The organism is Micrococcus sp. 116, assembly GCF_902506395.1.
In the GTDB taxonomy this organism is placed as follows: domain Bacteria; phylum Actinomycetota; class Actinomycetes; order Actinomycetales; family Micrococcaceae; genus Micrococcus; species Micrococcus luteus.
The window spans coordinates 412,446-436,822 of sequence record NZ_LR732370.1 but is presented as its reverse complement, the minus strand read 5'-3'; the positions used below and the strand labels follow the sequence as shown (position 1 = coordinate 436,822).

Genomic DNA, 24,377 nt, shown 5'->3' with positions numbered 1-24,377 from the left:
TCCCGGGGGCGGACACGCGGACGGGGTGGCCGCCCGGTCGGGGCGGCCACCCCGTCATGCGATGGTCGTCGGCGCCATCCGGCGCCGGAGTGGACCTCGGGTCGCTCCCGATCCTACGCCCCCGCGGGGCGTGGACCGGGAGCGGCCGGTCCGGGTGCGGCGGTCAGTTGCCGACGCGGAAGCGGGCGAACCCGGTGACGTTGGTGCCGGCGTCGGAGGCGACCTTGCCGACGGTCTGCTTCGGGTCCTTCGCGAACGGCTGGTCCACGAGCACGATCTCCTTGAAGAAGCCGGTCAGGCGGCCCTCCACGATCTTCGGCAGGGCCTGCTCCGGCTTGCCCTCGGCACGGGCGGTCTCATCGGCGATGCGACGCTCGTTCTCGACGGTCTCGGCCGGCACGTCCTCACGGGTGAGGTACGTGGGCGAGTAGGCCGCGACGTGCACGGCGATGTCGTGCGCGGCGGTCTTGGCCTCGGCGGAGTCGGCGTCCACGGCGAGGAGCACGCCCACCTGGGCCGGCAGGTCCTTGGAGGTCTTGTGCAGGTAGGCGTCCACGTAGGCGCCCTCCACGCGGGCCAGGCGGCGCACGGCCACCTTCTCGCCCAGCAGGGCGCCCTCCTCGGTCACGTAGTCGCCCAGGGTGCGGCCCTCGTAGTCGGAGGCCAGCAGGCCGTCGACGTCGGTGGCGCCGGAGGCGACGGCGGCGCGCAGCACCACGTCGCCCAGGGCGATGAACTTGTCGGCCTTGGCCACGAAGTCGGTCTCGCAGTTGAGCTCGATCATGACGCCGACGCCGTTCTCGACGGTCGCGGCCACGAGGCCCTCGGCGGCCGAGCGGCCCTCGCGCTTGGTGGCGCCCTTGAGGCCCTTCACGCGGATGATCTCGATGGCCTTCTCGGCGTCGCCGTCGGCCTCGTCCAGAGCCTTCTTCACGTCCATCATGCCGGCGCCGGTGCGCTCGCGCAGGGCCTTGATGTCAGCAGCGGTGTAGTTCGCCATGCTCGTTCGGTCCTTCCCGTGGTGTGGGTTGTGCGGGATGTTCGGGGTCTGAACCGGCCCGTCGGCCCGGCCGGGTGGGGCCGGGCGGACGGACCGGCCGGGATCACTCGCCCTGCGGGGCGGCCTCGGCGGCGGGGGCCTCGGCCTGCTCGGCCGGCGCCTCGGCGGCGGGGGCCTCGGCCTGCTCAGCCTGCTCGGCCTGCTGGGCGTTGTGCTGCTCGAGCAGCTCGCGCTCCCACTCGGCCATCGGCTCGGCGGCCGCCTGGCCGGACTTGCCGCCCTGACGGGCGATCAGGCCCTCGGCGACGGCGTCCGCGACCACGCGGGTCAGCAGGTTCACGGAGCGGATGGCGTCGTCGTTGCCCGGGATCGGGTAGGCGACCTCGTCCGGATCGCAGTTGGTGTCCAGGATGGCGACGACCGGGATGCCGAGCTTCTGGGCCTCGTCGACGGCCAGGTGCTCCTTCTTGGTGTCCACGACCCACACGGCGGAGGGGGTCTTGGCCATGTTGCGGATGCCGCCGAGGTTGGCCTGCAGCTTCTCGAGCTCACGGTTGAGCAGCAGCAGTTCCTTCTTGGTGAACTGCGAGCCGGCCACGTCCTCGAAGTCGATCTCCTCGAGCTCCTTCATGCGCTGCACGCGCTTGGAGACGGTGGAGAAGTTGGTCAGCATGCCGCCGAGCCAGCGGTGGTTCACGTAGGGCATGCCCACGCGGCCGGCCTGCTCCGCGATGGCCTCCTGGGCCTGCTTCTTGGTGCCGACGAACAGGATGGTGCCGCCGTGGGCGACGGTCTCCTTGACGAACTCGTAGGCGCGGTCGATGTAGGACAGCGACTGCTGGAGATCGATGATGTAGATGCCGTTGCGCTCGGTGAAGATGAAGCGCTTCATCTTGGGGTTCCAGCGGCGGGTCTGGTGGCCGAAGTGGACACCGGAGTCGAGGAGCTGGCGCATGGTCACGACGGGCATGACGTTCCCTTCTGTGGCAGCCGTGGCACCCCGCGCTTCACGCGCGGGCGGTCTGCCGGTCGATTTCTTGACGGTTGGCGGCCGGCCCGGTCGGGCGGCCCCTGGCATCACGACGGCGGGCTGCCGGGCCCCACGAGCACCCGCGCCGACGTCCTCTCCAGGAGGACGGCGGGGACGGGACCGAGCGTGGGGGCTGGGCCGCTGAAGCGACCCACCGCGATGCGCGGAGTCGGCGTCCGGGGCACAGCACAGGGCCGGCCACAGGACACCGCTGAGGTGAATCCTACCCCAGGTGGGCGACCGCTCCCATCGCCGACTCCTGCACAGGGGCCGGTGCGGCGGGCGCTCTCCACGATGGGACTGCGGGCCCGCCACGCGGCCGCCCGGGACGCCAGGCTGACGCCATGACCCCTCGCACGCTCCTCCCCCGTCCGCTCCCGCGTCCGCGCATCGCGGGGTGCGTCGCGGCAGCCCTGCTCGCCTGGCTCGTCCTCGCCCTGGGGATGGGCGACCTCGGCCCCGTGTCCCGGGCCACGCCCGCACCGTCCACGCGCGACGCGCTGCTCCTCGTCGCGGCGTCCCCGGCAGGTCCGGGCGCGACGGCCGCGCCGGTCGCGTGGCACCCGCCCGTCGCCGGCGCCGCCCCGGATGACGTGCTCCGCGCGTTCGTCGCACCCGAGCGACCGTGGAGTCGGGGGCACCGGGGCGTGGACCTCGCCGTGCAGACCGGGGCTCCGATCCAGGCGCCGGCGGCGGGCCGGGTCGTGTTCGCCGGGGTCGTGGTCGACCGCCCCGTGCTGACCCTCGAGCACGCGAACGGGACCCGCAGCTCCCTCGAGCCGGTGGAGGCCGACGTCGCGGTGGGGGCCGTCGTCGACGCGGGCGACCCCGTGGGGCGACTGGCCGGGGCGCCACCCCACTGCCCGCGGGCGTGCGTGCACTGGGGCGTGCGGGAGCCCGATGGCTGGCGGGTGGGGGACGCGGCCTTCGACCGCTACCTCGACCCGCTGGTGCTCATCGGCTGGAGCGGCCCGTCCGTGCTCTGGCCGCACGCCGCGCCACACCCAGCGCGGCCGTGAGGTCCAGAAGCCGGCGGGCGGACTCGTCCCAGCTGAACCGGGCCGCCTGGGCGACGCTCGCCCGGGAGGCCGCGGCGAACTCGGCGGGGTCCTCGAGCTCCCGCACGCGGGCCGCGAGCGCGGCCGCCCGGTCCCCCTCGAGCGGGACACCCCGGAAGGACGGGGTGCCCGCGCCGGCGATCTCGCGGAAGATCGGCAGGTCCGAGCACACCACCGGCGTGCCATGGGCCATCGCCTCGGCCACGGGCAGGCCGAAGCCCTCGGCGCGGGAGAGGGTGACGGCCGCGGTGGCCCGGCGGAGCAGGCGCACGTACTCGGCCTCGTCGGTGCCGTCGTGGAAGACCACGTCCGCGCCGGCGGCCCCTGCGCCGGCGCGGCGCGCGGCCAGCCGGGCCTCGAGCTGCCCGCGGCGCTCCGGGCTGATGCGGGAGAGCAGGTGCAGCGCGTAGCCCGGCAGCAGGGGCGCGGCCGCCACGAGGGACTCGACGTCCTTGTAGTCCATGAACGAGCCCATGTAGAGCAGCGTGCGGTCCGGGGTCTCGTCCGGGTCACGCGGCTCCGGTACCGTCTGCGCCGCATTGGCGATGACGTGGACCGGACGCCGGGTGAGGCGGTGCCGGTCGATGAGCTCCGCCGTCGTCCGGGAGACCGTGGCGACCGCGTCCGCGCGGTCGAGCAGGAGCCGCTGCGGGGTCTTGGTCAGGTGGTAGGCCCGCCACAGCCAGCGGATCGGCTCGGGCAGGTTCCGCGGCGGGGTGCGGTGCTCGTAGTAGATGAGGTCGTGGAGCGTGAGGATCAGCGCGTAGTCCCGCCCCCACGACCCCATGGTCTGCATGGGCGAGAAGACGACGTCCGGTCGCAGGCGCGCGACCTGACGGGCCACGAACGGCTCGCGTGGGGAGGTGGGGCCGGAGACGAGGTGCCACGGCACGCCGTCCGGGAGCAGGGCCAGCTGTCGTTCGTCCGAGATCAGCATCGCGACTTCGACCTCGACGTCGGCCCCCTCCGGGCCCGGCGCGTCGGTCCGGCGGGCGACCGCCTCGATGAGGCTCGCGCCGTAGCGGGAGATGCCGTCGTGGAAGTCGGTGCGGGTGTAGCGGGCGTCCATCAGCAGGCGCAGGGGGCGGGAGGGGCTCACCCGCACCACGCTAGCGCCGCGCCGGAGAGGGGCGGGGACAGCCGCGCACGGTAGGTGCCGACCGGGGCGCGTCGAGCGCCGATCGGCCACCTGGACGTCATCCGAATTTCTGATTGCGTTTCGATAACGATCGTGTATCTTGATCACGGATCGGTTACAGCCGATCCGCCACACCGGGGCTTCCTCCGCGTCCTCGCGTACCCGGTCATCCGCACTGCTCGTCAACTCGCACCCGCGGTCCGGCCTCGTTCCGGGCATCGCCCGGAGGCACCGCCCTCACGGGCCGCAGGTCCTGTCCGGGAAGAAGATCCGATGTCCGTGACCTCCTCGCACGCCGCTGTGCGTCGCGCCCCCCGCACCGCCGCCGCCTCCGTGGCCCTCGCCCTGGGCGCCGCCGCCCTGACCGGCGTCGGCACCGTGTCCGTCGCCGAGACCGCCCAGGCCGCCGAGACCGCCTACACCGTCCGCTCCGGCGACGGCTGGTGGATCATCGCCCAGCGCACCGGCGTCTCCATGTCCAGGTTGCAGTCGCTCAACGGCATGACCGCCGCGACCGTGCTGCATCCCGGCATGGTCCTCAAGACCTCCGGCACTGCCACCCCGACCCCGGCCCCGGCGCCGTCCACCTCGGGCTCGACCTACACCGTGCTGGCCGGCGACGGCTGGTGGATCATCTCCTACCGCACGGGGGTGTCCGCCTCGATCCTGCAGTCCATCAACGGCATGAGCTCCTCGACCATGCTCCACCCGGGGATGGTCCTGAAGACCACCTCGGTCTCCACCTCCAGCGCCCCCGCCGTCGCCCCTGCGCCGGCGCCCGCGTCCAAGCAGGCTGCCGTCGACTACGTGCGCTCCGCCGTCCGGAACCCGTCCTCCTATTACGTGTGGGGCGGCAACGGCCCCTCCGGCTTCGACTGCTCCGGCCTCACCCAGCAGGCCATGGCCCGGGCCGGCATCTCCATCCCGCGCCGCGCCGGCGACCAGTACCTCGCCGCGAAGTCCTACGTGCCGATCTCCCAGGCCCAGCCCGGCGACCTCGTGTTCTATGCGAACCAGTCCACCGGCCGCATCTACCACACGGCCATGTACATGGGCGGCGGCCAGCTCGCCCACGCCCTCAACGAGGACGCGGGCCTAGTGTTCACCTCCACGACGATCATGAAGTCCGACATGCTCGCGGTGGCCGCCCGCTACTGAGCACCGGCACGACGACGGCCCCCGGCCCGCGCCATACCGCGCGGCCGGGGGCCGTTTTCTGTAGGGCGTGCGGGACTTGAACCCGCGACCCAGGGATTATGAGTCCCCTGCTCTGACCGACTGAGCTAACGCCCCTCCCCCGCGGCATCGCGCGGGACCCGCCCATCCTACCGACGGGTCTCAGAGCATCGCGCGGACCTCGGCGGCCGTCGCGCCGCGGTAGAGGCGCTCGAAGATGTCCACCGTCTTCTGGGCGGAATGATGCAGGGCCTTCGCGTGGGACGCCTCGCCCATGGCGGCGCGGTCCGCGTCCGAGAGGTCGAGGATCCGGGCGATCCGATCGGCCAGGGCCACGTGGTCCCCGGGCGGGAAGAGGTGGCCGTTGACGCCCTCGTCCACGAGGTGGGGCAACGCGAGGGCGTCCGCGAGGACCACCGGGGTGGACGCGCTGAGCGCCTCGAGGGTCACGAGGGACTGCAGCTCCGCCGTGCCCGGCTGGCAGAACACGTCGGCGCGCAGGTAGGCCGCCCGCAGCTCCTCCTCGGAGACGTGGCCGCGCAGCAGGACGCGGTCGGCCACCCCCTCCTCGTCCACCGTGGCACGGATGCGGTCGCGCTGCTCGCCGTCGCCGACGATCTCGGCGTGCACGTCCAGGTCGGGGCGGGTGCGGGCCAGGTGCGCGATCGCACGGATCAGCACCTCCACGTTCTTCTCCACGGCCAGCCGCCCCACGAAGAGCACGACCGGATGGCCGGGATGGTCCACCCTCTCCCCCGGCTGCAGCTCGTAGGCGCTCGCGTCGATGCCGTTGGAGACCGGGAGAACGTTGTCCAGGCCGGCGTGCTCGGCCATGGCCTGCGCGGCGAGGGCCGTGGGGGTGGTGACCACCGCGCCCTTGCCCATGAGTCGACCCATGTCCTTCCACGACACCCGGGAGACGGTGTCCAGGAACCACTGCGGGAACGGCAGGAACGGCTCGAGGTTCTCCGGCATGAAGTGGTTCGTGGAGACGATCCGGATGCGGCGCCGCTCGGCCTCGTTGATGGCGGCCTCGCCGATCATGTAGTGGCACTGGGCGTGCACGACGTCCGGCTGGACCTCGCGGTAGATGCGGCGGAAGGAGATCTTGGCATGCCGCGGGAGCACCACACGGTAGTACTCGTGCGTCGGCGCCGGCAGGGAGCGCAGCAGGTGCACGGTGGCCTCCGGCCGGTGCTCCACGGTGTCCGGGCCGGCGTCACTGCGCGGCATCACGACGTGGACCTCGTGGCCGCGCGCGTGCAGCGCCGTGGCGAGGCGGTGGCCGAAGGTGGCGGCCCCGTTGACGTGCGGCGGATAGGTGTCTGCGGCGATCAGCACCTTCAGGGGGCGGTCGGCGGCGATCCCGGGACGGTCGGACACGGCGGTCCCTCTCTGTGGTGGCGATGGCACGACGGCGCCCGGCCCGTGCCGTGAGGATCGGCCGCGGGCACGGCGCGCGTCCCACGGTAGCAACCGTCGGCGCCGGCACGAGGATGCGCGAGGGGGTCAGCCCCGGCGGGACGGGTGCTCGCGCGGGTCCTGACCGTCCGCCCGCAGGCCGCGGGCCTTGCCCACCGCGCGCACGAGGTAGTCCCCCGCGGCGAGGATGTGCAGCAGGCAACCGGCGCCGACCAGAGCCAGGGCCACGCCGCTCCACGGGCCGCCGTCGACCCCCGGCACACGGGCGAGCAGCAGCAGGGGCGTGCCCACCAGCAGCAGCGCGGTGCGCACCTTGCCCAGGACCGTGACCGGCAGATCCGGGCTGCCGCCGAACAGCCACAGGCACACGGCGGCGAGCACGAGGTCCGGGATCGCGATGGCCAGGGCGAGCCAGAGCGGGGCGATGCCGGTGGCCACGAACGTCACGGCCACCACCAGCAGGGAGAGGCGGTCCGCCACCGGGTCGAGCCACCGCCCGACCGTGGAGATCATGTCGAACCGGCGCGCCACGTAGCCGTCCACCCAGTCCGTGCCGGAGAGCACCGCCAGGATCACGAACGCGTCCAGGTGCCGGCCGTCGACGGTGAGCCACACGAACACCGGGACCAGGGCGAAGCGGGCCAGGGTGATGAGGTTCGGCACGGTCAGCCAGGTGTCGCGGACGCGGTACTCGTGGCCCTCGCGCAGGCCGACGTCGATCACACGCATGGGTCGCTCCTCCAGGGTCCGCGGGCGGACGCCCCCGCCGGGCGCCCCACACGCCCAGCCTACCGACGCCGTCGCCCCTCCCCGCAGACGACGAGGCCCCGATCCGTGGGGATCGGGGCCTCAGGGGCGGGCGGGCACCCCCCCCCGGGTCAGCGGCGGCGCAGGCGGCCGGCGAGCGCCACGAACGCGGCGGAGGAGGCGCCGAGCAGCGCGAGCGGCTGCCAGTTGTCCTTCACGTAGTCCTCGGCCTCGGCGGTCCGCTCCCCCGCGCGGGCGGCACCGGTGAACGGCGCGGTCTGCTCGGTGGCGTGTGCGGTCTCGGGGGTGACGCCGCGACCCTTGCGCTGCGCGGCGAAGGCCGCGAGCTGGCCCTTCACGCTGGTCTTCTCGTCCAGGCCGGAGCGGATGTCGCCCAGGTGGCGGCGGCGCAGGTCGGCACGGCGACGGATCTCCGCCTCGCTGGCGTCGGCGCGGTCCGGATGGGGAGCGGCCTCGCCGTTCTTGCGGGCCTTCTTGTTCTCCTCCTTCTCCACCTTCTTCCGCTCGGCCTCGCGGGCGGCCTCGACACGCTTGGCCTCGGCGCGCTCCGCCTTGAGGCGGTCGTACTCGGCCGGATCGAAGGCGTTGCCCTCCTTGAGGTAGCCGAGGTCGTACTCGAGGTTGCGCACGATCTCCTGCGGCACGAGCGGCATGGCGCCCTTGACCATCATGAGGCCGACGCCGGCGAAGATCAGGCCGAGCACGAGGAACGCCAGCGCCACCATCAGCGCCGGGAACCAGAAGCTCGGGTCGGCGAAGGCGCCGATCAGGGTCACCACGAGGGCGACCACCATGAGTGCGAGGAAGAACAGGCCCACCACCGCGATGCCGGCGCCGATGCCGGCCTTCTTGCCCTTCGCGGCCACGTGCCTCTTGGCGAGCTCGAGCTCGTCCTTCATCTGCAGGGGCAACAGGCGCACGACGGCGCCGAGCAGGTCGGTCAGCGAGCTCGCGCGGGTCTGCGGGGTCACCGGGACGGCGGTCCGCGGCGCGCGGACCTTCGACGCATCGGCGGGGGGAGCCTGGTGGGACATGGTGCATGCCTTCCGTGGAGTGCCTGGACAGATGCGCCCGGGCGGCGCGGCGGTCGCCGGGCATTCTCGAGCAAAGCTATCACCGGCCCGCCCCCAGGGGGACGGGCCGGGTGCGCGCGATGGCGGCTGGATCAGAAGTCGATGACCGCCGGGTCGGGGCCGAGACGGCCGTCCTCGCGGTCCAGCGCGTCGATCCGGGCGACGTCGTCGTCGGTCAGCTCCACCCCCGCGGCCTCGAGGTTCGAGACGATGCGCTCGGGCGTCACGGACTTGGGGATGACCACGAAGCCGTGGGCGAGGTGCCACGCGATGACCACCTGGGCCGGCGTCGCGCCGCGGGCCTCGGCGATCTCCGTGACCACGGGGTCGGCGAGGAGGTCGCCGCCCTGACCCAGCGGGGACCAGGACTCGTGGACGATGCCGTGGCGGCCCTCGACCTCGCGCAGCTCACGCTGCTGCCAGTACGGGTGGGTCTCGACCTGGTGGATCACGGGCACCACACCGGTGGCCTCGATGATCTCCTCGAGCTGGGCGGCCGGGAAGTTGGAGACGCCGATCGAGCGCACCTTGCCCTGCTTCTGCGCCTCGATCAGGGCCTTCCACGTCTCCAGGTACTTCCCCTGCGCAGGCTTGGCCCAGTGGATGAGGTAGAGGTCGACGTAGTCGGTGCCGAGCTTGTCCAGCGAGACGTCGAGGGCGGCGAGCGCCTCCTCGTAGCCCTGGTCCGAGTTCCACACCTTGGTGGTGAGGAACAGCTCCTCGCGGGCGACGCCGGACGCGGCGATGCCGCGGCCCACGCCCTCCTCGTTCCCGTAGATCGCGGCGGTGTCGATGTGGCGGTAGCCGGCGCGGATCGCCTGCTCGACGACGTCGGCCGCGACGTCGTCCTCGACCTGCCACACGCCGAGCCCGAGCTGCGGGATCTGCTGGCCGTCGTGGAAGGGGACGGTGGGAACGTCGGTCATGAGGGAGCTCCTGGAGGGTCGGGGTCGGGCGGATGCCTCGGGTGCAACCGCACGCGGACGGGGGGCATTCCCGACGGCGGTCACCGGGCCGGGGAACCGCCGTCGAGCGTGCGCTCCCCCGCGACGACGGCGCCCACCGCGCGGGCGAAGGCCGCGAACACCTCCGCGGGGTCGTTGGCCGTGACGAGCTGGGCGTTGGGGCGCCTGCCCCAGATGTCCCGCGTGTCGTGGACGGTGGTGCCGCGCAGCAGCTCCGAGTCCGCCTCGACGTCGACGACGGTGGCCCGCGTGGCGATGCGGGCCTGGCCCGCGGCCACCTGGGCGGCGAAGAGGTCGTGCAGGTGGGCGATGTAGCCCTGGTCGTAGTCGTGGTGGAACTCGAAGTAGAAGCGCAGCGCGTCGGCGAGCACGTCCAGGACGGGGCGGCCGGTCGCGGCGGCCGGCCCGGCGACCCGCGGCCGGTCCGCGGACCAGCCGACGGGGCGGGCCCCGGCGTCGGCCAAGAGGCCGTCCAGCAGGGCCGGCGTGTACTCGATCCGCTCCGTGGTCTCGAGCGCGCAGACGATCGGCAGGCGGTCCTCGGGCAGGCCCTCGACGGCCGCGAACACCTCCTTCGCGGCGTCCGGGTCCACCCAGGTGTTCCACTCGGCGGTGGGCGTGGTGTTGCCCGGATGATAGAAGGAGCCGCCCATGATCACGATGCCGCGGGCGAGGAACGGCAGGCGCGGCTCGGTGCGCAGGGCGAGGGCCAGGTTCGTCAGCGGCGCGGTGCAGAGGATCGTCGTCTCCCCGGGGTGGGCCCGCAGCTCGTCCAGCCACACGTCCACGGCGGGCCGGGACGAGAGCCGCTCGGGGCGCCGAACGATCCGGGCATGGCCGAGACCGCCGTCGCCGTGGGTCTCCGGGGTGGTGACCGCAGGGCGGCGCAGCGGGGTCTCGGCACCGACGGCCACCTCGACGTCGGCCCGACCGGCCAGGTCCAGCACCGCGGCGGTGTTGAGGGCGCAGTCCCGGGCGGTCGCGTTGCCGCCCGTGGTGGTGACGGCCGCGAGCTCGGGGCCGACACCGAGGCGGTGGGCGCCCACGAGGTGGAGCAGGGCGCAGGCATCGTCGATGCCGGTGTCGACGTCGGCGAGGAGGCGGGCGGTCACGGGGTGGGCGTGCCGCCGTTGGCGTTGAGGGTCTCGCCGTTGACGTAGCTGGACTCGCCCGAGGCAAGGAACACGTAGGCGGGCGCCATCTCCACGGGCTGGCCGGCGCGGCCGATGGGGGTGCTGTGGCCGAACTCGGGCAGCTTCTCCTCGGGCTCACCGTAGGACACGTGCTGCACCGTCCAGATGGGCCCGGGCGCCACCGCGTTGACACGGATGCCCTTCGGGCCGAGCTGCTCGGCCAGGCCCTTGGTGAAGTTGTTGATGGCGCCCTTGGTGGCCGCGTAGTCGAGGAGCCTCGGGTTGGGGTTGTAGGCCTGCACCGAGGTGGTGTTCACGATCGTGCTGCCCGGGCCCATGTGCTTCAGCGCGGCGCGGCTGAGCGTGAACATGGACATGATGTTGATCTGGAACGTCTCGTGGACCTGCTCGTCGGTGAGATCGGTCAGGTCATCGGAGATGAACTGCTTGCCCGCGTTGTTCACGAGGATGTCCAGGCCGCCGAGGCGCTGCGCGGCCTCGTCCACGAGGGCGGCGCGGTAGTCGGCGTCCATCAGGTCGCCCGGCAACGCGACGGCGGTGCGCCCGGCCGCCTCGATCGCCGCCAGGACGCGGTCGGCGTCGGGCTGCTCCTGAGGCAGGTAGGCGATGGCGACGTCCGCGCCCTCACGGGCGTAGGCGATGGCGACCGCGGCACCGATGCCGGAGTCGCCGCCGGTGATCAGGGCCTTGCGGCCGGTCAGCCGGCCCATCCCCCGGTACGAGTCCAGACCGATGTCCGGGACGGGATCCGTCTTCACGTCCAGGCCCGGCTCGGGCTGGCGCTGCTTGGCGACGCGGAGCTTCGGGTGGCGGGTGCGCGGGTCGTCGTGGGCCAGCTGCGAGTCCCGCACGGGGATCGCGGGGGCGTCGTCCTTCTTCTCTGGAGTGGTCATGGGCCCGATGCTACGAGGCGAGCGCCAGAGGGTGACAAGGGACGGGGCGCGGCGTCGTCGGCGGCGTGGCCCACGCGACGACGGCGCCGCGGCGGCTAGGCGTCAACGCGGGGTCAGCGGGGCCCGCTGAGGCCGCGCAGGGCGCCACGGTGCTGGAGCACGTGCAGGTCCCAGCGTGCGCTGAGCCCCTCGAACAACCCGATGCCACGCCGGGAGTTACCTTGCTCGTCCAGGCGCGGCGACCACGTGGCGATGCCCAGGGCCCCGGGCACGGCGCCGAGCAGCGCGCCCGAGACGCCGGACTTCGCGGGCACGCCGACCTCGGCCACCCACTGGCCGCTGGCGTCGTACATGCCGCAGGTGAGCATCACGGACATCGCCTGCTGCGCTACCCACTCGTCCAGCACCCGCTCCCCTGTCACGGGGTTCGTGCCGCCAGCGGCGAGGGTGGCGCCCATGACGGCCAGCTGGGGTGCGGTGACCAGGACCGAGCACTGCGCGAGGTACCCGGCCACGGCCTCGCGGGCCGAGATGGGCAGCCGGCCGGCGTCGGCGAGCAGGTGGGCCAGGCCCAGGTTGCGGTCGGCGCGGGTGCGCTCGGCGTCGAGGACGTCCTCGCTGACCTCCAGCTCGACGCCGGCCAGCGCGCTGTAGCGGCGCAGCAGCAGGGCCGTCCGCTCGTCCTCGTCCCCGGCGGGCAGGAGGGAGTGGACCAGGATGGCGCCGGCGTTGATCAGCGGGTTGCACGGCCGGCCGTCGTCGTGCAGGGACAGGTGGTTGAACGACTCACCGGAGGGCTCGACGCCCACGTGCTCCAGCACGTGGTCCAGGCCGATCTCCTGCAGCACCACCGCGTAGGTGAGGGCCTTGGAGACCGACTGCAGCGCGAAGGCGTGCTCGGTCTCCCCGGCGGCGGCCTGGTGGCCGTCCACCGTGCACACCGCCACGGCGAGGCCGTCCACATGCTGGCCAGCGACGTCCTCGAGGTAGTCGGAGGGCTCGCCGCGGCGGTCGGACTCCACCTCGTCGAGCATCGCGCGCAGGTCGTCGTCGAATCGCGTCGTGTCCATTCCTGGTCACAGTAGTGGACGGGCAGGCGGGCGGGCGCCGGGCCGGTCACGGCGTTCACTGGACCGGGGCATTCGGGCCCATCGGCAGGTCCAGCCGCATCCAGCCGATGACCATGCCGGTGCACGCGGGCAGGAAGGCGATCGAGGACGGGAGCATCGTGGCGATCAGGGAGCCGATGCCCATCTTCCGGTCGTACCTCTGAGCCACCGCGATGATCAGCGGGACGCTACGCCTGCCGCGGCGGGTCAAGGCAAGACCCGGGAACCCGTGCCGGGGCTATCGTCGGGGGATGGACGTGCGGATCGGGACCTCCGGCTGGACCTACAGGCACTGGCGCGGGACCTTCTACCCGCAGGGGCTGCGGATCGCCGATCAGCTCGACCACTACACGGAGCGATTCCGGACGGTCGAGCTCAACGGCTCCCACTACCGCTGGCCGGCGGACAGCACCGTCGAGGCCTGGCGCGAGCGCCTGCCCGCCGGCTTCGAGATGGCCGTCAAGGCCTCCCGCTACCTGACCCACTACCGCAAGCTCAACGAGCCGCAGGACTGGGTGGAGCGCATCGTGCACACGCTGGACCTGCTCGGTGACCACGCCGGGCCGCTGCTGCTGCAGCTGCCGGCCAACCTGCACCGCGACGACGACCGACTCGCCGGGTTCCTCGGCCTGCTGCCCGAGCGGGTGCGCGTGGCGGTGGAGGTCCAGCACGAGTCCTGGCTGGACGAGGACGTGTTCGACCTCCTCGACCGGCACGGGGCGGGGTTCGTGGTCTCGGTGATCGCCGGGCGGGAGCCGGTGCTGCGCGCGACCGGGCGCCTCGCCTACGTGCGCTTCCACAACGCGGACCCGGACTGGCGCTACGGCGGCTCGTTCTCCGACGCCGAGCTCGCCCCCTGGGTGAAGCGGCTGCGGGAGCTGACCGGCGCGGACGCGGCGGGCGCGCGCCCCGCCTACGTCTACTTCAACAACGACAACCACGGCCACGCCGCGTTCAACGCGCTGACGCTGCGCAGGATGGCGGAGACCGAAGCCTGACACGTGCCGAGCGCGTGCCTAGCGTGAGGAGGAAGCGGCGGCCGAGCGCCGCCGTCGTCCCCCGAGAGCACAGGAAGGCAGACGCACATGACCCTCATGCAGATCCCCACGGACCACGGCACGATCGGACTGAACGTGGAGGAGGCCGGCCACGGGCGTCCCGTGGTCCTCATCCACGGCTGGCCGCTGACCCTCGACTCGTGGAAGGACCAGGTCGCAGCCCTGTCCCCGCACTACCGCGTGATCACCTATGACCGGCGGGGCTTCGGCGCCTCGGAGAAGCCCGCCGGCGGGTACGACTACGACACGATGACCGCCGACCTGCACGGTCTGCTCACCGAGCTCGACCTGCGTGACGTGACGCTCGTGGGCTTCTCGATGGGCGGTGGCGAGGTGGCGCGCTACATGTCCCGGTTCGGCGCGGACCGGATCCACTCGGTGGTGTTCGCCGGCGCGGTGCCCCCGTACCTGCTGAAGACCGACGACAACCCCGACGGCCCGCTGACCGAGAAGCAGGCCGCCGAGATGCGCGCGGGTCTCGAGAAGGACCGCGAGTCGTTCTTCGACGACTTCACGACGACGTTCTTCTCCACCCCCAAGCTGGCCGGCCTGACCAGCAGCCTCAAGGTCACCGAGGAGCAGCGCCAGGAGGCCATCCGGATGGCGCTGCAGTCCGACCAGACGGCGGCGCTGGCCTGCATGGACGCGTTCGGGGCCACCGACTTCCGCCGCGACCTGCCGGCAGTGACCGTGCCGGCCCTGGTCCTGCACGGCGACGCCGACCAGATCGTGCCGTTCAAGGGCTCCGGCAAGCGGACGCACAAGGCGATCGACGGCAGCCGCGTCGAACTGGTCAAGGATGCCCCGCACGGCTTCAACACCAGCCACTCCGAGGAGTTCAACCGGATCCTGCTGGAATTCCTGGCGGAGTGAGGGGGCAGGTAGGCCCACCAGAGTACTGAACGCGACACGGCGCTCGTGGGGGTGGTGCATGCCATCCACCACGGCGCCGACGCTGACCTGTCAGGCTCGATCCGACGCCGTGATCACCCGGAGCGCGGGATCAGGCCGACCGGCCGGCAGAACCGCGCGTCAGGACGTCGAGTACGAAGCCGATCGGCCCATGACGGGTGCGCGCGTCCTGAAATAGGCCAGATCGGAACTGCGAGCCCCGGTCCTCGTGCACCAGGCACCCAGCCACCACGGCTGCACCGCCGCGGCCTGCGACGGCCTTGTTCGCGCAGAGACAGAGCTTCTCCTCAGCCGTGAAGTGCTTCCTGATGTCGGTCAGTCAGAGCCTGCGCGGCGCTTCTGGAGCGGGCTGGCGCACAGACCGAGGTGCTGTCGATCCATGACGGCGAGATTCAGGCGCGTGAGAAGGGTCTGCCATGAGTTTGCTTGACACGAGTTATCAGGCGGCGGCAGCCGCCTGGACTGATTGAACCATCTCGAACTCGACAGGGGTGAGCTTCCCGAGACGGGCCTGCCTACGACGGCGGTGATAGGTCCGCTCGATCCAGCTCACGATCGCGAGCCGGAGCTGGTCGAAGGACTGCCAGCGACGCCGGTTCAGCACGTTCTTCTGCAACAGCGCGAAGAAGGATTCCATTGCCGCGTTGTCCCCAGCAGCACCGACCCTGCCCATCGACCCGACCAGGCCGTTGACCCGGAGCGTCTCCACGAACCGCCTGGCTCGAAATTGCGATCCTCGATCCGAATGCACCCGGCAACCCTGCACCTCGGCCTTGCCTCCACGCCGGCCCAGAGCCATCTGCAGGGCGTCCACGGCCAGCTGCGAGCTCATCCGCCGATTGATCGAGTAGCCCACGATCCGGTTCGAGAACACGTCCTTGACCGCGCAGAGATAGAGCTTGGAATCCCCGGCCCAATGCTCTGAGATGTCCGTGAGCCACAGTGTAAGCGGCCATGAAAAGCTGCCCATAGGTGGCCAGGGAATGACCCGCTGACGGCCATGAGGACTGCCCAGTGATGGCCACGGGAACTGCCCGGTGCTGGCCATCTGGTTTGCCCGCGTTGCTCGTTGCCTTTATCGCTCACCCCCACCCACCGTGCCCAGCCCGCCCGAGACCTCTGGCCCGGCACCCCCGTCCTGACCCGTAGGAGGAAAGGGTCTGCCGTGAGTTTGGTTGACATCTGATCTGTGGTCCCGGGAGGGACTGCTGGAAGGATGACCCCATGCCCGCTGCATACCCCCGAGAGTTCCGCCAGGACGTGGTCGCGATCGCCCGTAAGGGTCAGATGCCGATCGCGCAGGTCGCGAAGGACTTCGGCATCGCCGAGTCCTGCCTACGGCGCTGGCTGGCCCAGGATGATGTCGAGGCCGGGATCCGGCCCGGCATCACCAAGGCTGAGAACGAGGAGCTGAAGGCTCTCAAGCGCCGCAACCGCGAGTTGGAGATGGAGAACGAGGTCCTACGGCGTGCGGCCGCGTATCTGTCCCAGGCGAACCTGAAATTGGGTCAGTCCCCAAAATGACCTATCCCGTCGTGAAGGACCTGGCCCGCGACGGGATTCCCGTGAAACTCTCCTGCCGGGTCCTCGGGTTCTCCCGTCAGGCCTACTACCAGTGGCTGGCCGAACCTGTCAGCGAGCGGGAATGGTCCGACGCGCATGCCGCCAACGCCGTCCTCGATGCCCATGCCGATGACCCGGAGTTCGGATACCGGTTCCTGGCTGATGAGCTCCGCGGCCGTGGCCTGGCCGTGTCGGACCATCAGGTGTTGAAGGCCTGTCGGCTCGTGAAGGTCCGCTGCTGCCACTCGATCCGTCGCGGCTCGGGCAAGCGTCCTGGCCCTGCCGTTCATGATGATCTGGTTCGTCGTGAGTTCGCCGCTGAGAAGCCGAACCAGCTGTGGTGTCAAGGGCCATTGAGTTCTGCCCATAGGCGGCCAGTGTTTCTTCCCGCTGGTGGCCATCAGAACTGCCCACTGGTGGCCAGCTGGTTTGCCCGTTTGGGTGGTGGTGCTGGCCACCGTGATGGGNGAATCCTTCTTCGCGCTGTTGCAGAAGAACGTGCTGAACCGGCGTCGCTGGCAGTCCTTCGACCAGCTCCGGCTCGCGATCGTGAGCTGGATCGAGCGGACCTATCACCGCCGTCGTAGGCAGGCCCGTCTCGGGAAGCTCACCCCTGTCGAGTTCGAGATGGTTCAATCAGTCCAGGCGGCTGCCGCCGCCTGATAACTCGTGTCAAGCAAACTCATGGCAGACCCCCAGCACGAGACCAGGCCCGCGGACCGTCACCGGCCAATGCATAGAGGCATCTGACAGGGGCGATCGTTCATCGATGCCAGATGGCCCAGTGGGCTGACCCCGTTTCGTAGGTCCAGTCGTTATGAGAGTCGTCCTGTTGCCCGCGGTCGCGGGCAGGGAGACTGGTCAGATCATGACGAACAGCAGGAAGCGTCACACCCCCGAGCAGGTCGTCCGCCCCCAACCAGCCCGCCGGCCACCGCGGCCAACGCCGCAAACATGCCGCCCACCAGCTCCTCCACATCCCCTACAACACCCTGCGCACCAAAGAACGCCGCGGCTCCTGGACCATCCCCGAACTCACCCAGCTCTGCACATGGACCGGATGGCACCTCGGCCTCGCGCTCGCGGTGACTGGCTGGCTGCGCTGGGATGAAGTCGGCCTGGACCCGCAGGACCGGTATGCCGCGCTCAGGAGCGTGGGAGGCGCGGAGCTGATGGACGGCATCGAAGCCGCTTTGCCGGAGACACGCCAAGCCCTAGAGCTTGCACAGCAGACGCTCGACCGTAAAGAACGCGCCAGGTAACCTGTAGATGATCACCCCTTTGCACGAGGGGACGCCACCGAAGGAGATCGCCATGACCACCCGCACCAAGACTCTGGCTGGAGCCAGCCTCGTGCTTGCCCTCGCCCTCACCGGTTGCAACGGGACCGCCGGCAACGGGGAGGCCAGCACCACCTCCGCTGCCTCCAGCAGCACCTCCCAGGCTCCGACGGAGACCAGTTCTTCCGCGAGCGCCTCCCAGAGTTCCTCCGTGAGTGCGACGAGCTCGCAGCCTGCTTCTTCGGGGTCTGCGGCGTCCTCGTCGTCGGCGCCGTCGTTCGAGCCGGTCACGTCCCCGCAGCCCAAGGATGATCAGACGGCTCAGATCAAGGGCTTCGAAGCGCTGCAGCGGCTCTACGACATCCAGAACGCTCAGTTCGTGGGTGGGAGTGTCGATAAGGAGCAGCTGGCTGTCGCTGTGCGAGAGCCGTATCTGTCCAAGCTGGCAGAGCAGATGAAGCCTATTGAGACTGCGGGACAGTCCTACTCGGGGAAGTCCAAGATCGAGCTGCTCGAGCCGATCATCGGCCCTACCTCCACCATGAAGGGCGATCTGACCCAGCATGCCAACGCCCAGCTACGGGTCTGCGAGGACAACACCGGAGTGGTCGTCAAGGACAAGGACGGCAAGCGGGTGTCCTCCGGCTCCGCCCTGCGGTACGAGATCACCTACATCGTGACCTGGGAGCCGGACGATCAGGCCTGGAAGGTGACTACCCGCGATGTCGAGCGCGACGAGAAGGGCAACCCGACGACATGCTGACGCGCTCCCGAGCCCCCCTGGGTAGCAGCCTGCTCGCTGCTGCCACCCTGACTCTGATGACCTTCGCTGCCGCTCCTGCCGCGCTCGCGGCTGGTGATGCGGACTGCCTGGCTGGATTCTGCGTCGTGAAGGGTGAGATCCCCGGCGCGCCTGGCGGCGGGGATCTGTCTCAGCCGGTGCAGCCGGTGAGCGGTGAGCCTAAGCGGGCAAACTTCTGTGAAGTGAACACGCCGGGTGACCAGGACTGGAAGACCCCGTACAACTGCGACACCAACTGGGATCCGGTGCGTGAGTGTGTGTGGCAGATCATGGCCCCACAGCCGGCCCCTCCAGCGGGAAAGGATCCGACGCGGGGGGCCTGGGAGCAGTGCGCCCCGCAGAACGCCCTCTTGGCCCAGCAGGGGCTCCCGACTCGGTGGATGGATTCGACGGCTGCCGCCGCGACCACCCCTGCTGAGGCGGCTCGTCAGCTGATCACGCAGATGAACCTCAAGGGCGTGGAGATGGGCATGGTGCCGCGCTCGGTGGCGTCCGATTCGAACGCCATGGGTGCTGTGGGTCTGCCGGCGTGGATGTGGGTGAAGAACACGCATGACCCGCAGGCGTGGGGTCCGTACACAGTGGCTCGTGAGATCGACGGACTCTCGGTGACGGGCACGGCGCGTCCGCTGTTCGTGACCTGGGATATGGGTGATGGCCAGCAGGTCGTCTGCAACACCGGTGGTACCCCGTACAGCGAGCGCTATGGGCGTGAGGAGTCGCCCTCGTGCGGGTACACGTACAAGAAGACGGGTCAGTACGACGTGACGGCGGTGACCACGTGGGCGGTGGAGTGGTCGGCCGGGGGGGAGTCCGGGGTGATTGAGACGGTCACGCGCAGCTCTCAGCCGGTGGTGATCGGTGAGCTGCAGGCCGTGAACGTCAAGCCCGGCGGCTGAGGCTGGGGGAGTGCCGCGGACATCTCGCGTCGGGTAATCTGAGATTACCCGACGCGAGATGTTTCGTTTCCGGGAAGGCCTACCCGGGTAGGAGACCGATCGCATCTGCACTGGAGGAGCTCACGATCATGCGGACACTCAGAGGACTCGGCGCGCTGGCATTGCTGCTGGCGCTGCTGATCGGCATCCCCGTGGCGCTGATTGCGCTGGGTGGCAACCCGCTCCCGGAGCTCGACGCTCTGCGCCAGGCCCTCACCGGAGTGGACTACGGGGGACGCGTGCTGATGGGCACGATCCTGCCCCTGATCGGCTGGGCCGCCTGGGCGTCCTTCGCGGTGTCCGTAGTGATCGAGCTGGTCGCCCAGGCCCGCAACGTGCGCGCCCCGCAGCTCAAGGGCCTGAGCGCCCAGCAGGCACTGGCCGGCAGCCTGGTCGCCGCGGTCTTGGCCATCGGCAGTGGTGCCCCGGCCATGGCCCAGGACGCCCCGGCCGCCTCCAGTAGCCCGGGCGCCGGTTCCGCGAGCGTCTCCCAGGTGCTCGATCAGCCCCGCCAGGCCCCCTCCTCTGACGAGGCGGCAAAGACGTACACCGTCCGCGAGGGCGACACCCTGGCCGGCATCGCCCGCACCCAGCTCGGGGACGAGAGCCGCTGGAGCGACCTGGCCCAGCAGATGCAGGGCGTGGAACAGCCCGACGGACGCTCCCTGCAGGATCCCAACCTGATCTACGCCGGCTGGGAGGTGCCCGTGGACGGGGCCGTGAACGCCCCGGCCGGCACCGGCTCCACGGCCGCGCCGACCGCGACCGACACCCCCACCACGGAAACCGGTACTGCAGGTACTACAGGTACCAGTAGGACTTCGGGTACTGCTGATGGTGCCGAGGTGGGTGGCCTGAATGCCGCCGACATGATGGATCGTCCTGGTCTCGAGGAGGTGCCCGCTGCGGCCGAGGCGCCGGAGCAGGCCCCTGCGGCCGCCGATGCCCAGCAGCAGACCACCGCAGGCACCGCCGAGCGCCAGGTGCAGGAAGCCCAGGATGCCGCCCCGGCCGCCGAGCAGCCCGAGCAGCACAAGACCACCGAGCAGAGCACCGCGGTGCCCGGGGCCACCTACTCCGAGCCCGTGCAGGAGCAGGCCGCGCCCGCCCAGGCCGCCCACGTCGATCAGCAGGGGGCCGTGGACGGCTCCGACGAGATCGACTGGCGTACCGCCGGCGGCATCGGAGCGACCCTCGCCGCCGGCGTGCTCGGCCTGATCGGCGCCCGCCGCATGGCCCAGCGCCGCCGCCGTAAGCCCGGCCAGCAGGTGCCCCGCCCCGCCGGCGAGGACGCCCAAATCGAAGCCCAGCTGCGCACCGTGGCCGACCAGCCCGCCGTGGACGAGCTCGATCTGGTGCTGCGCGCCGTCGCCCTGTGGGCCGCCAGCGAGCACATCACCCTGCCGGAGATGTTCTGCGTGCGCGTCACCGACGAGCAGATCGCCCTCTACCTCGCCGCCCCCGCGGCCGCCGAGCTGCCCGCCCCGTTCGTCCGCGAGGACGAGGAGGGCACCGTGTGGACCATCGAGTCCGGGCAGATCGAGGGACTCGAGCAGATGCCCGAAGCCCCCTATCCGGCCCTGGTGACCGTAGGCAAGGACGACACCGGCGCCCAGCTGCTGCTGGACCTCGAGTACCTGGGCACCCTCGGCCTGGAAGGGGAAAGCCAGCTGGTCTCCGAGGCCCTGGATGCGATGGCCGTGGAGCTGGCCACCTCCGCCTGGGGCGAGTCGCTGCAGGTGACTCTCGTGGGCGTCGCTCCCGGCCTGGCCTCCGCCGTCGGCACCGGACGCGTCCGTCAGGTGGACGACCTGGACGAGCTGCTGCGCATGCTTGCTGGACGTGCTGAGGACGTGAAGGCCGCTCTGGACGAGGCCGGCGTCGCCACCGTGCATGAGGCCAAGGGCGCCGGGATCGAACAGGAATGGGCCCCGGAGATCGTCCTGCTGGGTGTGGACCCCACCGACGCGCAGGCCGATCAGCTCCGCGAGCTCACCCGCACCATTCCCCGGCTGGGCGTGGCCGCGGTGACCACGCAGAACCCGCTCTCGGCGCCCTGGCATCTGGAGCTCGTGGACCAGGACAATGCCGACCTGGAGCCGGCCGGGCTGCACCTGACCCCGCAGCGCATCACCGCCGCCGAGGCCCAGCGCATCATCGCCGTGCTCGCCACCGCCCTGGCCGACCCTGAGGACACGGACGCTTCTGGCACTCAGACCGTGGACCTCGCCGCGATCCTGGGCCGCCCGGCCACCCACCTGACGATCGTGCCCACCCATGAGGACGAGGACACCGAGCGTTACGGGTTCGAGGACGACACAGAGACCGCCGAGCTGTCCCTGGTTCCGGCCACCGCGCACGACGAGACGGACCACGGCATGGAGATCACCACCGGGCCCGCCGAGTACGACGAGTACCTCACCCCCACCGACGAGGACGACCAGGCCCCCGCGGCCGAGACCGCCGAAGCCGAGCAGGACGAGCTGATCGACGAGACTGAGCCCGCGGCGGCTGCCGCGCCGACCGCCGACGAGCACGAGGAGACCGCGCAGGAGCCGTCGGCTCCCACGGCCGAGGACGACCAGCCGCACGGACCCGAGACGATCGCCGCGGAGTCCAAAGAGCAGGAGACCCCCGCGGAGATCGAGACGGACGCGGACGAGCAGGAGTCGGACACCACCGAACCGGAGGCGGACGAGGCAGAGCAGGAGCGCCCGGCCGCCGAGCCCGAGCAGGAGCCCGTGGCTACCCCGGCCGCCGCCGAGGAGACCGCGGAACACGACCACGAGGAGACCGAGCAGGTCCAGGATGAGGCCGCCCCGGCCACGGCTGCGGCGACCGTCACCCGCCTGAGCCTGGAGACCGAGGAGAGCGAGCTGGACTGCGAGGCCGCGGACCTGCTCGATCAGGTCACCCCCGAGGTGCCCCTGGTGTCCCTGCTGGGGCCGATGCGCATCGTCGGCGCCCGCGGCGAGGCCCCCGTCAGCGCCTCCACCGGCAAGGTCTCCGACCAGCAGGCCGAGCGCTGCGTGGCCCTGGCCGCGTACCTGGCTCTGCACCCCGGGGCCTCCGCCGAGGCCTACCACGCCGCGTTCTGGCCCAACGCCGACCCCAGTGGCACCACGGCCTCCTCCAACCGCAACAAGCTCGCCGCCCAGACCCGCAAGTACCTGGGCCAGGAGGAGGACGGCACTCAGTTCTTCCCCCGCGCCTCCTCCGACGGCTATCGCCTGGATCCGCGCGTCACCACGGACTGGCAGATCCTGCGCTCCCTGATCGGCAACGACCCGGCCACCGTGTCCACCCCCGCCCTGGTCGCCGGGATGCGTCTGGTACGCGGAGCCCCGTTCCAGCACGCGAAGTCCAAGAACGTCGCCTGGGCCGACGACCTGCACCAGGAGATGGTCGAGCTGATCTGCGACGCCGCCCACGAGCTCGTGCACCGCTCTCTGGCTGCAGGCCACCACGGCCACGCCCAGCTCGCCGCCCGCGTGGGCCGCACCGTGGACCCCGCCAGCGAGGCCATGTGGCGCGATGCGATCACCGCCGAGGCCGCCGCGGGCAACCGTGAGGAGGTCTCCCGCCTGGTCGAGCAGCTCTACACCTGGCTCGAGGAGTTCGAGGAGGGCCTGGAGCCAGAGGACGAGACCGTGGAGCTGATCGACACCCTGCGAGAGCATGGCTACCGCGTCGTCGCCTGATCTGTGCACATCGGCGGACGCCGGCTCGGCGCCCGCCGACACCCGCCCCTACCGGATGCCCTCCCGGCGCACTCGGCGAGGCATCACCATCGCCGCCGCGGCCGCCGGAGCCGCGGCGGCCGCCCTCGTCGCCGGTCTGGGCCAGCTCCCCGGCACCGCGGCCGTCTCAGTCACCGCGACCATGCTGCAGCTGACCCTGGGCGCACCGATCGCCGTCACCGACCTGCGCCACCACCGCATCCCCAACTGGCTGGTCCTCGCCCTCGGAGCCGGCACGCTGGCCGCCGTGGCCGTGCACCCGGCCCTGCTACTGCCAGCCTTGGCCGCCGCGGCCGCCGTCGGCATCGGCCTGTTCCTGCTGAACCTGGCCGGCGGCATGGGCATGGGGGACGTGAAGCTGGCCGCCGTGTGCGCGCTCGCCTGGGGCGTTCACGGCCTCGGCGCCACCCTGCTCGCCTTGGGGCTGGGATTCGTGCTCTCCCTGCCGGCGGCGCTAACGATGATGCGCGCCGTCCGCCGCCGCGAGAGGATCCCCATGGGACCGGGCATCCTGGCCGGCTCCGTCCTCACCCTGATCTGGAGCCTGCTCTGATGACCGACACCCCCACCGCCGTGTTCACTGTCCGCCACCGCAAGGCCCTGGTGGAGGTCATCACCGCCGCCCTCACCCACACCCAGCTCGACACCCTCACCGCCGAGCACCCCGTGCCCGGCGACCCCGGCCACGACGCCGGCAAGGAAGGCCGCGTCGAGCTGATCGTGCTCACCTACCTCGAGGAACCCGACCAGAGCCTCTTGATCCAGGCCCTCACCCTGATCGACCCGGACACCCTCACCGGACAGGACCGCAAGAGCTGGGACATGCTCGTCCGCCGCCTCCACAACAAGGGCATGACCCTGCCCACGTCCGCGAGCGCGGACGTCCAGAGCGAGGAGGGCGAGGCGGGCGAAGAGGTGGCCGCGGCGGATGCGCCGGCCGCCGCGGATCCTGCTGGGGAGGAGCCCGCGCGGAAGAGGCGTGGGCGCCGGTCAAGGAAGGCCGCGGTGCCGGCCATGAGTCCCGGGGAGGGTGAGGAGGACGCGCCGGAGCCGGCGGCCGAGTGGGTTCGGGCGGTGCCGCAGCTGGTGGCTGTGGGAGGTGCGGCGGCGCTGGTGGCGCAGCTGGAGGCGCTGGAGGGCGTGGAGGTGGTGCATGTGGAGGACGCGGGCACTCGAGGGCAGGCGCTGGCCGTGCTGGCGGCGGTGTCGGCGGCGCTGCAGACGCCGGGGGCCGTGGTGGCGATCGGCGGGCCGGCGGAGATGATGGCGCGGCTGTCCGTGCGCGGCTGAGCCCGCCG

The 24,377-nt window shown here is 71.4% G+C and carries 21 protein-coding genes, 1 tRNA gene and 2 pseudogenes; 11 read left to right on the top strand and 13 right to left on the bottom strand.

Annotated elements, in window-relative coordinates:
- Nucleotides 1-163: 163 nt before the first annotated feature.
- Together tsf and rpsB are read right to left on the bottom strand one after the other, a co-directional pair.
- Nucleotides 164-1,000 carry a translation elongation factor Ts gene (gene tsf / locus CITRIK5_RS02060; RefSeq protein ID WP_061866737.1) on the bottom strand — a complete coding sequence of 279 codons (837 nt, stop codon included), beginning with the start codon at nt 998-1,000 and terminating at the stop codon, nt 164-166.
- Nucleotides 1,001-1,103: 103 nt separating this feature from the next.
- The gene (gene rpsB / locus CITRIK5_RS02055) at nt 1,104-1,970 is read right to left on the bottom strand and encodes a 30S ribosomal protein S2 (RefSeq protein ID WP_061866738.1); all 867 of its coding nucleotides are present in this window, start codon (nt 1,968-1,970) and stop codon (nt 1,104-1,106) included.
- Between the two features lie 404 nt (nt 1,971-2,374).
- On the opposite strand from rpsB, the gene CITRIK5_RS02050 reads away from it, so the two are divergent.
- A complete protein-coding gene (locus CITRIK5_RS02050; RefSeq protein ID WP_060974055.1) occupies nt 2,375-3,049 on the top strand; it encodes a M23 family metallopeptidase in 675 nt (224 codons plus the stop codon).
- On the opposite strand, the gene CITRIK5_RS02045 is transcribed toward CITRIK5_RS02050, so the two are convergent.
- Nucleotides 2,985-4,187 (bottom strand): glycosyltransferase, encoded by a 1,203-nt coding sequence (locus CITRIK5_RS02045; RefSeq protein ID WP_081097755.1) that lies wholly within the window; start codon nt 4,185-4,187, stop codon nt 2,985-2,987. The genes CITRIK5_RS02050 and CITRIK5_RS02045 overlap by 65 nt on opposite strands.
- Nucleotides 4,188-4,499: 312 nt before the next feature.
- Here CITRIK5_RS02045 and CITRIK5_RS02040 point away from each other — a divergent pair, with 312 nt between their 5' ends.
- On the top strand, nt 4,500-5,384 hold the full coding sequence (locus tag CITRIK5_RS02040; protein ID WP_036339471.1) for a LysM peptidoglycan-binding domain-containing C40 family peptidase: 885 nt from the start codon (nt 4,500-4,502) through the stop codon (nt 5,382-5,384).
- 61 nt (nt 5,385-5,445) lie between these two features.
- On the opposite strand, the gene CITRIK5_RS02035 is transcribed toward CITRIK5_RS02040, so the two are convergent.
- The 9 genes from CITRIK5_RS02035 to CITRIK5_RS01995 form a co-directional block, all read right to left on the bottom strand.
- A tRNA-Ile gene (locus tag CITRIK5_RS02035) sits at nt 5,446-5,519 on the bottom strand.
- Nucleotides 5,520-5,564: 45 nt separating this feature from the next.
- Nucleotides 5,565-6,785, bottom strand: coding sequence for a glycosyltransferase (locus CITRIK5_RS02030; protein WP_060974056.1), 1,221 nt, complete (start codon nt 6,783-6,785; stop codon nt 5,565-5,567).
- Nucleotides 6,786-6,911: 126 nt separating this feature from the next.
- Complete coding sequence (locus CITRIK5_RS02025; protein WP_020624488.1) at nt 6,912-7,553, bottom strand: CDP-alcohol phosphatidyltransferase family protein; 642 nt, start codon at nt 7,551-7,553, stop codon at nt 6,912-6,914.
- 149 nt (nt 7,554-7,702) lie between these two features.
- Nucleotides 7,703-8,626 carry a phage holin family protein gene (locus CITRIK5_RS02020; RefSeq protein WP_123243992.1) on the bottom strand — a complete coding sequence of 308 codons (924 nt, stop codon included), beginning with the start codon at nt 8,624-8,626 and terminating at the stop codon, nt 7,703-7,705.
- Between the two features lie 131 nt (nt 8,627-8,757).
- The gene (locus tag CITRIK5_RS02015) at nt 8,758-9,591 is read right to left on the bottom strand and encodes an aldo/keto reductase (protein WP_123243993.1); all 834 of its coding nucleotides are present in this window, start codon (nt 9,589-9,591) and stop codon (nt 8,758-8,760) included.
- An 80-nt stretch (nt 9,592-9,671) separates the two neighbouring features.
- Nucleotides 9,672-10,742, bottom strand: a complete 1,071-nt coding sequence (locus tag CITRIK5_RS02010) for a nucleoside hydrolase (protein WP_159832991.1) — start codon at nt 10,740-10,742, stop codon at nt 9,672-9,674.
- Nucleotides 10,739-11,677, bottom strand: a complete 939-nt coding sequence (locus CITRIK5_RS02005) for an SDR family oxidoreductase (RefSeq protein WP_159832989.1) — start codon at nt 11,675-11,677, stop codon at nt 10,739-10,741. Before CITRIK5_RS02005 ends, CITRIK5_RS02010 begins: the two co-directional genes overlap by 4 nt.
- Before the next feature lie 113 nt (nt 11,678-11,790).
- Entirely contained in the window at nt 11,791-12,747 is a 957-nt protein-coding gene (glsA, locus tag CITRIK5_RS02000; protein ID WP_060974229.1) for a glutaminase A, read from the bottom strand.
- A gap of 55 nt (nt 12,748-12,802) precedes the next feature.
- Nucleotides 12,803-12,997, bottom strand: coding sequence for an AbgT family transporter (locus tag CITRIK5_RS01995; protein WP_255351321.1), 195 nt, complete (start codon nt 12,995-12,997; stop codon nt 12,803-12,805).
- 40 nt (nt 12,998-13,037) lie between these two features.
- Here CITRIK5_RS01995 and CITRIK5_RS01990 point away from each other — a divergent pair, with 40 nt between their 5' ends.
- Together CITRIK5_RS01990 and CITRIK5_RS01985 are read left to right on the top strand one after the other, a co-directional pair.
- Entirely contained in the window at nt 13,038-13,784 is a 747-nt protein-coding gene (locus CITRIK5_RS01990; RefSeq protein ID WP_201294442.1) for a DUF72 domain-containing protein, read from the top strand.
- 87 nt (nt 13,785-13,871) lie between these two features.
- A complete protein-coding gene (locus CITRIK5_RS01985; protein ID WP_002857740.1) occupies nt 13,872-14,717 on the top strand; it encodes an alpha/beta fold hydrolase in 846 nt (281 codons plus the stop codon).
- 478 nt (nt 14,718-15,195) lie between these two features.
- Here the strand turns inward: CITRIK5_RS01985 and CITRIK5_RS01980 are convergent.
- Nucleotides 15,196-15,708: pseudogene (locus CITRIK5_RS01980) on the bottom strand (IS3 family transposase); the annotation flags it as partial.
- Nucleotides 15,709-15,980: 272 nt separating this feature from the next.
- Between CITRIK5_RS01980 and CITRIK5_RS12405 the strand changes: the two are divergent.
- From CITRIK5_RS12405 to CITRIK5_RS01940, 7 genes and pseudogenes are all read left to right on the top strand, one after another.
- Nucleotides 15,981-16,786, top strand: a pseudogene (locus CITRIK5_RS12405) (transposase); the annotation flags it as partial.
- Nucleotide 16,787: 1 nt separating this feature from the next.
- A partial coding sequence (locus tag CITRIK5_RS01965) for an IS3 family transposase (RefSeq protein ID WP_236557126.1) occupies nt 16,788-16,982 on the top strand: 195 nt, incomplete at its 5' end.
- A gap of 651 nt (nt 16,983-17,633) precedes the next feature.
- Nucleotides 17,634-18,362, top strand: a complete 729-nt coding sequence (locus CITRIK5_RS01960) for a hypothetical protein (protein ID WP_140764627.1) — start codon at nt 17,634-17,636, stop codon at nt 18,360-18,362.
- Between the two features lie 56 nt (nt 18,363-18,418).
- On the top strand, nt 18,419-19,300 hold the full coding sequence (locus tag CITRIK5_RS01955) for a hypothetical protein (protein ID WP_159832983.1): 882 nt from the start codon (nt 18,419-18,421) through the stop codon (nt 19,298-19,300).
- A 128-nt stretch (nt 19,301-19,428) separates the two neighbouring features.
- Complete coding sequence (locus tag CITRIK5_RS01950) at nt 19,429-23,040, top strand: hypothetical protein (RefSeq protein ID WP_159832981.1); 3,612 nt, start codon at nt 19,429-19,431, stop codon at nt 23,038-23,040.
- Nucleotides 23,018-23,632, top strand: a complete 615-nt coding sequence (locus CITRIK5_RS01945) for an A24 family peptidase (protein ID WP_023190073.1) — start codon at nt 23,018-23,020, stop codon at nt 23,630-23,632. Before CITRIK5_RS01950 ends, CITRIK5_RS01945 begins: the two co-directional genes overlap by 23 nt.
- On the top strand, nt 23,632-24,369 hold the full coding sequence (locus tag CITRIK5_RS01940; protein WP_159832979.1) for a hypothetical protein: 738 nt from the start codon (nt 23,632-23,634) through the stop codon (nt 24,367-24,369). The genes CITRIK5_RS01945 and CITRIK5_RS01940 overlap by 1 nt, the downstream gene beginning before the upstream one ends.
- Nucleotides 24,370-24,377 lie beyond the last annotated feature (8 nt).

What these genes read in the sequence shown, in the direction of transcription:
- CITRIK5_RS01950 (WP_159832981.1), top strand. Translation starts at nt 19,429, where the DNA reads ATGCGGACACTCAGAGGACTCGGCGCGCTGGCATTGCTGCTGGCGCTG.
- CITRIK5_RS01955 (WP_159832983.1), top strand. Translation starts at nt 18,419, where the DNA reads ATGACCTTCGCTGCCGCTCCTGCCGCGCTCGCGGCTGGTGATGCGGAC.
- CITRIK5_RS01985 (WP_002857740.1), top strand. Translation starts at nt 13,872, where the DNA reads ATGACCCTCATGCAGATCCCCACGGACCACGGCACGATCGGACTGAAC.
- glsA (WP_060974229.1), bottom strand. Translation starts at nt 12,747, where the DNA reads ATGGACACGACGCGATTCGACGACGACCTGCGCGCGATGCTCGACGAG.
- CITRIK5_RS02025 (WP_020624488.1), bottom strand. Translation starts at nt 7,553, where the DNA reads ATGCGTGTGATCGACGTCGGCCTGCGCGAGGGCCACGAGTACCGCGTC.
- CITRIK5_RS01990 (WP_201294442.1), top strand. Translation starts at nt 13,038, where the DNA reads ATGGACGTGCGGATCGGGACCTCCGGCTGGACCTACAGGCACTGGCGC.
- rpsB (WP_061866738.1), bottom strand. Translation starts at nt 1,970, where the DNA reads ATGCCCGTCGTGACCATGCGCCAGCTCCTCGACTCCGGTGTCCACTTC.
- CITRIK5_RS02040 (WP_036339471.1), top strand. Translation starts at nt 4,500, where the DNA reads ATGTCCGTGACCTCCTCGCACGCCGCTGTGCGTCGCGCCCCCCGCACC.
- CITRIK5_RS01945 (WP_023190073.1), top strand. Translation starts at nt 23,018, where the DNA reads ATGGCTACCGCGTCGTCGCCTGATCTGTGCACATCGGCGGACGCCGGC.
- CITRIK5_RS02005 (WP_159832989.1), bottom strand. Translation starts at nt 11,677, where the DNA reads ATGACCACTCCAGAGAAGAAGGACGACGCCCCCGCGATCCCCGTGCGG.
- CITRIK5_RS01960 (WP_140764627.1), top strand. Translation starts at nt 17,634, where the DNA reads ATGACCACCCGCACCAAGACTCTGGCTGGAGCCAGCCTCGTGCTTGCC.
- CITRIK5_RS01940 (WP_159832979.1), top strand. Translation starts at nt 23,632, where the DNA reads ATGACCGACACCCCCACCGCCGTGTTCACTGTCCGCCACCGCAAGGCC.
- CITRIK5_RS02020 (WP_123243992.1), bottom strand. Translation starts at nt 8,626, where the DNA reads ATGTCCCACCAGGCTCCCCCCGCCGATGCGTCGAAGGTCCGCGCGCCG.
- tsf (WP_061866737.1), bottom strand. Translation starts at nt 1,000, where the DNA reads ATGGCGAACTACACCGCTGCTGACATCAAGGCCCTGCGCGAGCGCACC.
- CITRIK5_RS02050 (WP_060974055.1), top strand. Translation starts at nt 2,375, where the DNA reads ATGACCCCTCGCACGCTCCTCCCCCGTCCGCTCCCGCGTCCGCGCATC.
- CITRIK5_RS02015 (WP_123243993.1), bottom strand. Translation starts at nt 9,591, where the DNA reads ATGACCGACGTTCCCACCGTCCCCTTCCACGACGGCCAGCAGATCCCG.